The organism is Comamonas jiangduensis (assembly GCF_030162955.1).
Classification (GTDB): domain Bacteria; phylum Pseudomonadota; class Gammaproteobacteria; order Burkholderiales; family Burkholderiaceae_C; genus Comamonas; species Comamonas jiangduensis.
This window is the reverse complement of the sequence record NZ_JARXOV010000003.1, coordinates 245,518-258,129: the sequence shown is the minus strand read 5'-3', so window position 1 is coordinate 258,129 and position 12,612 is coordinate 245,518. Positions and strand designations below refer to the sequence as shown.

General features: G+C 59.7%; 10 protein-coding genes. 9 read left to right on the top strand and 1 reads right to left on the bottom strand.

Going from position 1 to position 12,612, the window contains the following annotated elements:
• The first annotated feature begins 54 nt into the window (after positions 1-54).
• The 7 genes from tfpB (at position 55) to QEP12_RS04080 (ending at position 9,671) form a co-directional block, all read left to right on the top strand.
• Positions 55-1,851, top strand: coding sequence for a type IV pilus assembly ATPase TfpB (tfpB, locus tag QEP12_RS04110; RefSeq protein ID WP_284213427.1), 1,797 nt, complete (start codon positions 55-57; stop codon positions 1,849-1,851).
• Between the two features lie 246 nt (positions 1,852-2,097).
• Positions 2,098-2,586 carry a tripartite tricarboxylate transporter TctB family protein gene (locus QEP12_RS04105; RefSeq protein WP_219163837.1) on the top strand — a complete coding sequence of 163 codons (489 nt, stop codon included), beginning with the start codon at positions 2,098-2,100 and terminating at the stop codon, positions 2,584-2,586.
• 21 nt (positions 2,587-2,607) lie between these two features.
• The gene (locus QEP12_RS04100; RefSeq protein ID WP_219163838.1) at positions 2,608-4,119 is read left to right on the top strand and encodes a tripartite tricarboxylate transporter permease; all 1,512 of its coding nucleotides are present in this window, start codon (positions 2,608-2,610) and stop codon (positions 4,117-4,119) included.
• A gap of 342 nt (positions 4,120-4,461) precedes the next feature.
• Positions 4,462-6,234 (top strand): methyl-accepting chemotaxis protein, encoded by a 1,773-nt coding sequence (locus QEP12_RS04095; protein ID WP_284213426.1) that lies wholly within the window; start codon positions 4,462-4,464, stop codon positions 6,232-6,234.
• A gap of 156 nt (positions 6,235-6,390) precedes the next feature.
• Complete coding sequence (locus QEP12_RS04090; protein ID WP_284213425.1) at positions 6,391-7,704, top strand: DUF3422 family protein; 1,314 nt, start codon at positions 6,391-6,393, stop codon at positions 7,702-7,704.
• A 182-nt stretch (positions 7,705-7,886) separates the two neighbouring features.
• Positions 7,887-8,828: a DMT family transporter gene (locus QEP12_RS04085; RefSeq protein ID WP_174862873.1), complete on the top strand. Its 942-nt coding sequence runs from the start codon at positions 7,887-7,889 to the stop codon at positions 8,826-8,828.
• 18 nt (positions 8,829-8,846) lie between these two features.
• Positions 8,847-9,671 (top strand): SDR family oxidoreductase, encoded by an 825-nt coding sequence (locus QEP12_RS04080; RefSeq protein ID WP_219163842.1) that lies wholly within the window; start codon positions 8,847-8,849, stop codon positions 9,669-9,671.
• A gap of 104 nt (positions 9,672-9,775) precedes the next feature.
• Here the strand turns inward: QEP12_RS04080 and QEP12_RS04075 are convergent, their stop codons facing one another.
• Positions 9,776-10,687 (bottom strand): DMT family transporter, encoded by a 912-nt coding sequence (locus tag QEP12_RS04075; protein WP_174862874.1) that lies wholly within the window; start codon positions 10,685-10,687, stop codon positions 9,776-9,778.
• A 111-nt stretch (positions 10,688-10,798) separates the two neighbouring features.
• Between QEP12_RS04075 and QEP12_RS04070 the strand changes: the two genes are divergently transcribed.
• Together QEP12_RS04070 and QEP12_RS04065 are read left to right on the top strand one after the other, a co-directional pair.
• Entirely contained in the window at positions 10,799-11,779 is a 981-nt protein-coding gene (locus QEP12_RS04070) for a quinone oxidoreductase family protein (RefSeq protein ID WP_174862884.1), read from the top strand.
• Between the two features lie 18 nt (positions 11,780-11,797).
• Positions 11,798-12,601, top strand: a complete 804-nt coding sequence (locus tag QEP12_RS04065) for an NUDIX hydrolase (protein ID WP_284213424.1) — start codon at positions 11,798-11,800, stop codon at positions 12,599-12,601.
• Positions 12,602-12,612: the final 11 nt, after the last annotated feature.

The window sequence follows — 12,612 nt, the reverse complement described above, 5'->3', positions numbered from 1 at the left end:
GCACGGCGTCCGGCGGCACAATAGCTGGGCCGTTTGAACTCTTTGTTGCCCGTTATGCACTCCATCAGAACCCCCAACCCTGTAGCCAAGGTAGAGCCCCAGCCCGAGCGTGCGCTGGACTGGGCGCAAGTGCTGCAGTGGCTGCACGACCAAGGTGTGGTGGATGATGCCGAGGCACAGCGTATTCGTGCCCGTTGTTCGGTGGCGCAAAGTATGCAGCACCCCTTGGTACGCCTAGCCAGTGTGGGGGTGGCGCGTGCCAGCGATGGCCTGCCTTTGGACATTGAGGCGCTGACTGCTTTTGTGGCATCTGCCACGGGCATGGGCTACCAGCGGATTGACCCGCTCAAGGTGGATGTGGGCCGCGTGGGCGATGCCATGAGTGCCCAATATGCGCAGCGACACAAGGTGCTGCCGCTGCAAGTGGGCAACAGCGAAATTGTCATCGCGACCTCAGAGCCTTTTGTGCAGCACTGGGTAGCAGAAATCGAGCGCCAGACGCGCAAGACGGTGCGCCGGGTGATGGCCAATCCACTCGAGATTCAGCGTTACACGGCCGAGTTTTTTGCCTTGGCCAATTCGGTGCGTTCTGCCCAAAAGCTGGGTGGCGCGACGGGGGCCGCCAGCTTTGAACAACTGGTGGAGCTGGGGCGCACCAACAAGCAGCTAGATGCCAATGACACGGGGGTGATCCGCGTGGTGGACTGGCTGTGGCAGTACGCGTTTGACCAGCGGGCCAGCGACATTCACCTGGAGCCCCGGCGCGAGCAGGGAGTGATTCGCTTCCGCATTGATGGCGTGCTGCACAGCGTCTATCGCATGCCCATGGGGGTGCTCAACGCCATGATTGCGCGCATCAAATTGCTGGGGCGCATGGATGTGGTGGAAAAGCGCCGCCCCTTGGATGGCCGCATCAAAACCCGCAATCCGCGCGGCGAAGAAATTGAAATGCGCCTCTCGACCTTGCCCACCGCCTTTGGCGAGAAGATGGTGATGCGCATTTTTGATCCGGACAACACCATCAAACAGCTCGACCAGCTGGGCTTTATGCCGCATGACGCGCAGCGCTGGGAGCAACTGGTGCAGCGTCCGCACGGCATTATTTTGGTGACCGGGCCGACAGGTTCGGGCAAAACCACCACGCTGTATTCCACCCTCAAGCGGGTGGCGACGGAAGAGGTCAATGTCAGCACGGTGGAAGACCCCATCGAGATGATTGAGCCTGCCTTTAACCAAACCCAGGTGCAGCCCCAGCTGGATTTTGGTTTCACCGAAGGCTTGCGTGCGCTGATGCGCCAGGATCCCGACATCATCATGGTGGGGGAAATTCGGGATACCGCTACCGCTGAGATGGCGGTGCAAGCGGCGTTGACGGGGCATTTGGTGTTTTCCACGCTGCATACCAACGATGCCCCCAGCGCAGTCAGCCGCCTGATGGAGCTGGGCATTCCCCCTTACTTGCTCAATGCCACATTGCTGGGGGTGCTGGCGCAGCGTTTGGTGCGTGTGCTGTGCCCGCAGTGCAAGCAGCCGGATACCGAATTGGGCGCCGATGCACTGGCTCAGGTGATGAGCCCTTGGAAGTTCCAGGGTGCATTCAAACCCTATCGGCCCGTGGGCTGTGAAGCCTGTCGCATGACGGGGTTCAAGGGGCGTATGGGCCTGTATGAGTTGCTGGTGGGCAGCGACAGTTTGCAGCAACAGATTAATCACAGCCCATCTATGGAGGCGCTGCGCCGGCAGGCCGTGCAAGACGGCATGCGCCCTCTGCGGCTTTCAGGGGCGTTGCGCGTGGCTGAGGGGGTAACGACCTTGGCCGAGGTCATGGCTGCCACGCCACCGCTGCGCTGACAGCGCAGCCACCCTTGCCTGCTTGTCCAGCGATCCACCGCGCGGATTCGCATTTTCTGGGCAGAAAGCCGGGGCAAGCAAATGGTGTGTAAACGCTTGTATTGTGAATTTCCAAGGGTAAACGCCTATCAAATGTCAAAGGTCGGTGCATCAATTGGCATTTTTGTAGGTGGAATCCACATGAATTTGCTTTAACTTTGCTTACAGAATTCCATCGGTCGTAAATCCTCTCATGGGAGACGTTTCGTGAAAATCAAGAGTCAAAAAGACTTTTTTGCAGGTCTGATGTATCTCGTCGTTGGTGGCGCTTTTGCCATTGGCGCCTATGGGTACAACGTCGGTACTGCTGCGCGCATGGGTCCTGGCTATTTCCCAATGATCTTGGGTGTTTTGCTGGCCTTCATTGGTGTAGTGATTTCCTTCAAGGCTACGGTTGCTGGCCCTGGCGATGGTGACCCCATCGGCAAGTGGGCATGGCGTCCTATCTTCTTTGTGCTGGCTGCCAACTTCTCGTTCGGTATTTTGCTGGTTGGTGTGCCTGCACTGGGTATCCCCGGTTTTGGCCTGATCGTCGCCATTTATGCACTGGTGCTGATCGCGAGCTACGCCCGCAAGGAAGTGAACTTCAAGGAAAGCTTGGTGTTGGCAACTGTGTTGGCAATTGGTAGCTATGCGGTGTTCGTTTGGGCGCTGAATTTGCAGTTCCCTGTGTGGCCATCCTTCATTGTTGGTTAACGCCACCAGGAGATTTGAATCATGGAATTGATTGAACACTTGTCCTTGGGTTTCGGGGTGGCTTTCACCGCCCAGAACCTGATGTACTGCTTGATCGGCTGTATCTTGGGTACGCTGATTGGCATCTTGCCTGGCCTGGGCCCGGTGGCCACGATTGCGATGTTGCTGCCCGCAACCTATGCGCTGCCACCCGTGGCTGCGCTGATCATGCTGGCCGGTATTTATTACGGCGCACAGTACGGAGGCTCCACCACTGCGATTTTGGTCAACTTGCCAGGTGAGTCCTCGTCGGTAGTGACGATGATTGACGGCTATCAGATGGCACGCAAGGGGCGGGCAGGGCCTGCACTGGCTGCTGCTGGTATTGGCTCTTTCTTTGCGGGTTGCGTGGGCACCATCATCTTGGCTGCCTTTGCACCTCCACTGACCGAAGTGGCCTTCATGTTCGGCCCCGCCGAGTACTTCTCGCTGATGGTGCTGGGCCTGATTGGTGCCGTGGTGCTGGCTTCCGGCTCGCTGCTCAAGGCTGTGGGCATGATCGTGCTGGGCCTGCTGTTTGGCATGGTCGGCACCGACGTGAACTCCGGTGTGGCGCGTTACAGCTTCGACATCCCTGAAATGACCGACGGCATCGACTTCGTCGTGATCGCCATGGGTGTGTTTGGCTACGGTGAAATCATCGCCAACCTGTCCAAGCCTGAAGATGAACGTGAAATCTTCACGGCCAAGGTCAAGGGTCTGATGCCCACCAAGCAAGACTTGAAGCTGATGTTCCCTGCCATGGTGCGCGGTACTGTGCTGGGCTCTGCCCTGGGTATCTTGCCTGGCGGTGGTGCGATGTTGTCGGCTTTTGCTTCGTACACCATCGAAAAGAAGACCAAGCTCAAGCCCGGTGAAGTACCTTTCGGCCAAGGCAACATCCGTGGCGTGACGGCACCTGAATCGGCCAACAACGCTGGTTCGCAGACTTCGTTCATTCCGCTGCTGACTCTGGGTATCCCTCCCAACGCCGTGATGGCGCTGATGGTGGGGGCGATGACCATCCACAACATTCAGCCTGGTCCTCAAGTGATGACCAGCAACCCTGAGTTGTTCTGGGGTCTGATTGCCTCGATGTGGATCGGTAACGCGATGCTGATCATCTTGAACCTGCCCATGATCGGCATGTGGATCAAGCTGCTGTCCGTGCCTTACCGCTGGTTGTTCCCTGCCATCGTGCTGTTCTGTGCGGTGGGTGTGTATGGCACCAAGAACTCTGAGTTTGACGTGTGGTTGGTGGGCATCTTCGGTTTTGTGGGCTATCTGTTCTACAAGCTGGGAACCGAACCCGCACCGCTGCTGCTGGGCTTTATCTTGGGCCCGATGATGGAAGAAAACCTGCGCCGTGCCCTGCTGCTGTCGCGCGGTGACTGGTCGGTTTTTGTGACACGTCCTATCTCTGCCACCATGCTGGTGCTGGCGGTGATTTTGCTGGTCGTCGTGACACTGCCCGCAGTGAAGAATAAGCGCGAAGAAGCTTTCGTTGAAGAATAAGCTTCAGCCTTCATCGTGCAAAAAAGCGCCCTTCGGGGCGCTTTTTTTTATCCCGATGTGCCATACGGTATTTACGGCTGCTTACTTTGTAAAAAATAGTTACACGATAATTGCGACTTTGAGAGCTTACTGGTTGAAAACCAGGTGCATCCAAGTGATTGGCCTGTCGCGCTTGCGTCGCGACATGGGCCACGAGACAGACACCTTCGAGATTGGCGCAGACCAATTTGCATCACATAACTGCGAACAACTGCAATGGTTGTTTGGCGTGGTGAGCTCTTGGCTTAACCCCGAAGTACCTCCCTCATGGGCGAGGGCATGGGCACCAAAGAAACCAAGACTATGAATTTACACAACATGCGTGTTGCTCCCAAGCTATGGGTAACTATTTTGGGCTTGCTGAGCGTGATGCTGCTGTCCAACCTGTGGGTGCGCAGCAATACCGAGCAGGCGCTGGAACAGGCGCGTGAAGACGTGCAGCAGATCGAGCGCAAGATTGCGCTGGCCCAGAATATGCGCGGCGCAGCCATGACGGGGCTGGAGCTGGGGATTGCCCAGTTTGCGACCAATGAAAACCGCTTGCAGCTTGAGCTGGAAAAGCGCTTTCAGCAGCGCCAACAAAACTCCACCGCTGCGTTAAATGCCATGCAGGAAGCCTTGCAAACGGAAGAAGACCGCGCACAGTTTGAACGCGTGTTGCAAGCCCGAGCGAAGGTCCAAGGTCGCCGTGCCGAGGCAGAGCGCAATCTGGATCTGGACGATTACAACGCACGTGCCAATTTTGCGTTTGGTGAATATGCCGCTTTGGGTATGCAGTATTCCCAAGCGTTTGATGACTTTATGCAGTACCAAGTGAACCAGCTGGATGTGGTGCTCAAACAAGCTGCCGAAAAACGCCAACTTAGCGCTCTCGTGGGCTGGGTAGTCACCATTGTGCTGTTGCTGACGGGTGTGCTGATGGCGCGCTGGCTGGTGGTCACCATCACGCGTCCGCTGCTGCAAGCGGTGCAGCTGACCCAGGCCATTGGCGGGGGAGATTTGACGGTGCAGATCCACACCCAGCGCAAAGATGAGTTTGGTCACCTGCTGCAGGCGCTCAACGCCATGGCACAGCGGCTGCGGGATGTGGTGGTCGATGTGCGCGGTGGTGTGAACGAAGTGTCCTCTGCGGCTTCAGAAATTGCCCGTGGCAATCAAGACCTGTCTGCACGCACCGAACAAACGGCAGCCAACTTGGAAGAAACCGCCGCCAGCATTGAACAGCTGACTGCCACCGTGCACCAGTCTGCAGATACCTCGCGCCAGGCGGCCCAATTGGCCACGACCGCGGTGCAGGCCGCAGAGCGTGGCGGTAATGTGGTGGATCAGGTGGTGCACAGCATGGCGCAAATCCATAGCTCTAGCAGCAAGATCAGCGACATCATCGGTGTGATCGACAGCATCGCATTCCAGACCAACATCCTGGCCTTGAACGCTGCGGTGGAAGCAGCGCGTGCTGGGGAGCAAGGCCGTGGTTTTGCCGTGGTGGCCGGTGAAGTGCGCACCCTGGCACAGCGCAGCGCGGAAGCAGCCAAAGAAATCAAGGGATTGATTGAAGCCAGCGTGAGCAATGTGGAAGCAGGCTCTGCCCAAGTGGGGCAAGCGGGTGCCAGCATGCAGGAAATTGTGGCCAGTGTGCGCCGCGTCACCGATTTGATTGGCGAGATCACGGCCGCTTCGAGTGAGCAGCGCGATGGCTTTGTCCAGGTGAATCAGGCGGTGAGCAATCTGGATCAAATGACGCAGCAAAATGCGGCACTGGTTGAGGAGTCGAGCGCCGCCGCCGACGCGATGGACGCGCAAGCCCAGCGCTTGCTACAAGCCATGGCTGCGTTCAATGTGGGCGCGCAGGCAGTGAGCAATACCGTGGCCCGCGCGCCGGACCGCGCAACTGTCCCCCAGAGTGCCGCAGCCGTGAGACAAACCGCCGCATCCTCTGCGACAGCCCCCGCACCGTCACCTACAAAGGCAGCGGCAAAGTCCAAGCAACGGACGCTGCATGCGCCCAGCTTGCCTGCCAAGCAGCCTGCCCGCACCGCTGCTGCGCAAAGTGAAGACGATTGGGAGACCTTCTAAGGCATGAACCACGCCAGGCGCTGGCAGTGCCCGGCGTGGTGCAGGCACCCAGCTGCGTAGCCCCGCGATGCGGGGCTACTTTGTTTGTGCGGTCTCGCTGCACAGGGAAAGCCCCACAATAAGCAACTGTTTGCCGTTGTCTCTTTTGCATCGCCTATGCCTGTCTTGCCCCAGCCTACCCAACATCCATTGCGTGCCTTGCTGCACAACGAAGTGCATGCCCGCCCTGCGGAGCCGGTGAGCGGCCCGGCCGCCATCACCCACTTGGTGATGCTGACGGACCCCGCCCAGCGGGAGGCCAGCCGCGCGCACCTGTCGGCTTTGATGCATGACCACCACCGCACCGGGCCGGATGCCGACTGCACCCACCTGCGGGTGGACTTTGGTGCATTCCGCCTGCGCTGGGAGTTGCACACCGAGTTTGTCTGCTGGACGTTCATGGTGCCGCTGGCTGCGGATGCTCCCTTGAATGCACGCAACCCTTCGACGGCGATCGAAGAAGTGCCGCAGCAATGGCTCAAAGATTTGCCCGGGCAGTGTTTGAGCAGCGTGCATCTGTGGATCTTGAAAGATGCGCAATGCGACGGTCAGGGTATGCGGCATGTGGTCAAGCACATGCTCAATGACGACACCTTGGCCGGTGCCGCCGTGCACATGGGGCACACCGAGGTGTGTACCGATTTCGCCATCCATGCGGATGGCTATTCGCGCATCTTGGTCAAACCTTCGGACAGCATCAGCGCCCGCCGTCTGGGGCGCCTGGTGCAACGGGTGCTGGAGATAGAAACCTACCGCATGGCGGCGCTGCTGGGCCTGCCTGCCGCACGCAAGGCGGCGGTGGTGCTGGGGACGGCCGAGCGAGAGCTGGCAGATCTGGCGCAAGCGATTCGCGAGGCCAAGAGCGATGACGAGCCCGAGTTACTCGATCGGCTGACGCGTCTGGCCGGGCAGGTGGAGAGCGAATACGCGGCCACCCACTCGCGCTTTTCGGCCAGCAAGGCCTACTTTGAGCTGGTGGACAAACGCATTCACGATTTGCGCGAGGAGCGCTTGTCGGGTCTGCTGACCATCCAGGAGTTCATGGAGCGGCGCCTCTCGCCCGCGCGCAGCACCTGTGAGTGGGCCGTGCACCGGCAGAACGCGCTGTCGCAACGGGTGTCGCGAATGAGTAATTTGCTGCGCACACGCGTGGAAATTGAGCAGCACCAAAGCAACCAGGAAATTCTGGCCACGATGAATGACCGCCAGGGCATGCAGCTGAAACTGCAGTCCACGGTGGAGGGGCTGTCGGTGGCGGCCATTACCTACTACATCACCGGCTTGATCACCTACCTGACCAAGGGCGCGCAAAAAATGGGCTGGCCGCTGTCGCCCGAAATCACGGCAGCGATTGCCATCCCGGTGGTGGCGTTCAGTGTGTGGTGGTCGCTGCGCCGCTTGCACCACAAATTGTTTGGCGCCAAGCATTAAGACCTGCACACATCACCCTTGGTTCGTCGCTGCTTGGTCTGATCGTGCGCTGGTGCTGCCCACGGCTTCGCGCCACGTTTCCAGCGCAACGCTGCGATGTGTGGGGGGCGGTCGGTGGTGCGCAGAAAGATATAAAAACAAGAGCGTTTGGCGCTTGTGTTTCAATGGTTTGAGATGGAAAAGTGTCTGAAGTGAAGGAAAAGCCTGCGCAAGCAGCTAACAAAGGCATAGCGCTGGGTCTGACCTTGGCGGTGCTGGGGTCGATGGCTTTCAGTGGCAAGGCCATCATCGTGAAGCTGGCTTACCGCTACGGGGTGGATGCCGTCACGCTGCTGATGTACCGCATGCTGTTTGCCTTGCCCATCTTTTTGCTGATGGCCTGGTGGGCCGGGCGGGGGCAGCCACCGCTGTCGCGCAAGGATGTGCTGGGCGTAATCGGTCTGGGCTTTTCAGGCTATTACCTGGCCAGCTATCTGGACTTTGCCGGGCTGGCCTACATCTCTGCGGCGCTGGAGCGCCTGATTCTCTACCTCAACCCGACGCTGGTTGTCCTCTTTGGCTGGGTGGTTTACCGGCGCGGCATTACCTGGGGGCAGTTTGCCGCCATGCTGCTGAGCTACTGCGGCGTGCTGCTGGTGTTTGGCCATGAGGTGGGCGCCCAGGGCAAGCATGCCGTTTGGGGGGCGCTGTTGGTGCTGGGCAGTGCGGTGAGCTATGCCATTTACTTGGTCTACAGCGGTGAGATGGTGAAACGCCTGGGCGCTTTGCGCCTGGTGGGGCTGGCATCCAGCGTGGCGTGTTGCTTCTGCATCGCGCAGTTTTTGCTGGCCCACCCGCTGTCGGCCATGCAGGTGGCGCCACAGGTGCTGTGGCTGTCGCTGCTCAATTCCACGGCCTGCACCGTCGCGCCTGTGCTGATGGTGATGATGGCGATTGAGCGCATTGGCCCCGGCATGACGGCGCAGACCGGCATGATTGGCCCGCTGTCGACCATCTTGATGGGCGTGTGGCTGCTGGACGAGCAGCTCAACGCCTTCATGGTGGCAGGTACCTGCTTGGTGATGGTGGGGATTTTTGTATTTACGCGCTGGGCCCAAAAGCCCGGCGTTTCGCGCAACCCGTGACATTGAAGGAGCATCCGCATGGATTTAGGAATTGCCGGTAAGTGGGCGTTGGTATGTGGCGCCAGCAAGGGGCTGGGTTTTGGCTGTGCCAAGGCCTTGGTGGAAGACGGTGTGAATGTGGTCATCAACGCCCGCACCGATGCTGCCTTGCAAGAAGCAGCTGCAAAATTGCGAGCTATCAGCGCAGATGTAGCAAGCGCTAAAGGCCAAAAACCTTCGCAAGTGCTGGCCGTGGCCTGTGACATCACCAGCCCCGAGGGGCGCGATGCCGTGTTCAGCGTACCCGGTGGCCCGGGCAAGGATTTCGACATTGTGGTGACCAACGCCGGTGGCCCGCCCCCCGGTGATTTCCGCGACTGGGACCGCGAGGCCTGGATCAAGGCAGTAGACGCAAACATGCTCACCCCGATTGAGCTGATCAAAGCCACCGTGGACGGCATGGCGGCGCGCGGTTTTGGCCGCATCGTCAACATCACCTCCAGCGCGGTGAAGGCACCGATTGATATCTTGGGCTTGTCCAACGGCGCGCGCAGCGGCTTGACCGGCTTTGTGGCGGGCCTGGCGCGCTCGGGCATTGCCGCCAAGGGTGTGACCATCAACAGCATCTTGCCCGGCAAGTTTGATACCGACCGTCTGGTGGCCACCCACCAGGCGGCGGCCAGCAAAACCGGCCAAGCGGTGGATGCCATCCGTGCTGCGCAGGCGGCGCAAATTCCTGCCAAACGCTTTGGTACGGCCGAAGAGTTCGGTGCGATCTGTGCCTTCCTGTGCAGCGTGCATGCAGGCTATATGACAGGTCAGAACATCTTGCCCGATGGCGGTTTGTACCCCGGTACTTACTAACCCCGGTGCGAAGGGGGCGGTGCCTTACTGTCACCACCAACTTCGGTGAAAAAAAGCCCCGCACTGCGGGGCTTTTTGCATGCCAACGCGTTGGCACACCGCTGTCAGCGGCGCGAGGAGACGATGATGCCGCCCACAATCAGTGCAAATGCCAGCGCATGGTAGAGCTGGGGCGCTTCACCCAGCACCGCGATGGACAGCAGGGCCGTGAACAGGGGAATCAGGTTGCCAAAAAAACCCGCCGTGGCTGGGCCCGCGCGTTTGACGCCTTCGCCCCAGAAGCGGTAGGCCGCAATCGCCGGCCCCAGCACAATGAACAGCAGGGCTGCGGCCAGTGTCCCGTTGGGGGTAAAGACAAAATCACCCGCAGCCGCTTCGCCCCCGACCAGCACGGCCGACCAGCCAATGCCAAACACCATCTGTGCCATCAAAAACGCCGCCCAGTTGCCGCGAATGTCTGCTTGCCCGGGCATGGTCTGACCGCTGCGCGCCAGCAGCCAGCTGTAGATAGACCAGACAATCGTGGCCAGCAGCATGAACCAGTCGCCGGGCACCAGGTGCAAGCCCAGCAGCTGCTGCGCATCGCCCCGGCTGAGCACCACGGCCACTCCCAGCACCGACAGCAGCGCGCCCGTGATCTGGCGGCTGTTGACGGTGATGCCAAACCAAACGTGCCCAATCACCAGCATCCAAATCGGCATGCTGGAGCTGACCAGCGTGACGTTGATGGGCGAGGAGGTTTTCAGCGCCAGATACAGCAGGCCGTTGTAGCTGCCAATGCCCAGCATGCCCAGCCAGGCGTACTGCTTCCAGCATTGCCACATGGCACTGTTTTTGCGTAGTACGTAACCAGCCACGGGCAGCAGCACCACAAATGCCAGGCACCAGCGGATCAGGTTGAGCGTAAAGGGGGAGATCAGGTCATGCACCAAGCGGCCAACAATGGCATTGCCCGCCCAAAGCAGGGGTGCCAAGGTCAGCATGGCAACCGTGCTGAATGTCAATGGGGAACTCATTCTCGGAATGGTAGCGCGCATGTGTCATCGTGGTGTGACATGAACCTGGCACCATAGCCAGTTGATCAGCGCATCAGGGCCACAAGGAGACAGACCAATATGACAGCCACCGTGAGTAAAACCGTCCAAATCACACGCTATGGCGGTGCGGAAGTTCTAGAGCTGGTAGAGCGTGCAGTGGGGCAACCTGCCGCAGGAGAAATCTTGTTGCGCCATCACGCCATCGGGCTGAACTTTATTGACGTGTACCAGCGCTCTGGCCTGTACGCTTTGCCCCTGCCTTTGGCGCTGGGCATGGAAGGCGCAGGGGTGGTGGAGGCCGTGGGTGACGGCGTGACCCATCTTCAAAAAGGTGACCGTGTGGCGTATGCCAGCAACCCTCCGGGCAGCTATTGCGAGCGCCGTGTCATGCCAGCCACCCATGTGTGCAAGCTGCCCGACCACATCAGCTTTGAGACCGGCGCCGCCATGATGCTCAAGGGCCTGACGGTGCAGTACCTGCTCAAGCAATGCATTCCGGTGGAAGGGCTGCAGGCGGGTGACCATGTGCTGTTCCATGCGGCGGCAGGCGGCGTCGGGCTGATTGCCTGCCAGTGGGCCAAAGCACTGGGCCTGAAGCTGATTGCCACCGCAGGATCTGATGAAAAATGCCAGTTGGCCTTACTCAGTGGGGCGTCACACGCTATCAATTACAGAACGCAAGACTTTGCTGCCAGGGTGCAAGAAATTACCGGTGGGCAAGGTGTGAAGGTGGTGTATGACAGCGTGGGCAAAGACACCTGGGAAGGCTCGCTGGCTTGCCTGCGCCGTTTGGGGTTGATGGTGTCGTTTGGCAACGCATCGGGCCCGGTGCCGCCCATCAGCGTGGCCGCGTTGGCACCCAAAGGGTTGTATCTGACACGCCCGAGCGTGTTTGTCTATGCCCATAGCCGCGAAACCACACAGGCCATGGCCGACCAATTGTTTGAAGTTGTATCAAGCGGTAAGGTCAACATCCATATTGCGCAACGCTACGCGTTGCAGGAGGTGCGCGCTGCGCACCAGGCACTCGAGGCACGGCAAACCACGGGTTCCACGATTTTGACCGTGTGAGTCAGCACAGGAGAGATGATGAATTGGTTGGAAAAGCTACGTGATGATGCCCAACGCTCCCCGGCCCAGCCGCGCATGCCACTGCTGTGGAATGGGCAGGTTATCGGCACGGTGGCGCAAGGCTTTTTGGAAAGTGTGGACGTAGATTTTCTGCGCGGGCAACGCATTACCTTCACCCACAAGAAAACCCCCGGGCTGGGCGAGGCGTGGAGCTTCGTCGCACCCGATGCCAGTTTTGGTCTCAACGCCTTGGCCCAGTTGCTGCGTGAAAAAGGGCGCAGCGGCCCGTGGCGCGATGAGCAAATTGCAGTTTGCACGCCCCAGGGGCAGCGCGTGGCCACCGTCGAGCGCGGTGCCGTGCGGGTGCTGGGTGTGAGCACGCATGCCGTGCATCTGGTGGGTTTGACCGCTGACGGGCGCATGTGGGTGCAGCAGCGCAGCAAAAAAAAGCCCAACCACCCCAATAAGTGGGACACGCTGATGGGCGGCATGGTATCGGCCGCCGACACGCTGGAGCAAGCGCTGGCGCGCGAAACCTATGAGGAAGCGGGCCTGGATGTGGCGCAGCTGCAGCAATTGCGGCATGGCGGCCATGTGGCGTTTGCCTGCCCCAGCGATGAAGTCAAAGGGGGCGTGGCCTACATGCGTGAGCGCATTGACTGGTTCAGCGCTGTGGTGCCGGATGGCCTGGAGCCCCGCAACCAAGATGGTGAAGTGCAGCAATTTCAGTGCATCGACCTGCCCACCCTGATGCAGTGGCTGGAGCAAGGCCTTTTCACCCCGGAAGCCACCTTGGTGCTGGCCGACTATCTGGATTTGTGACGTTGGAGCAC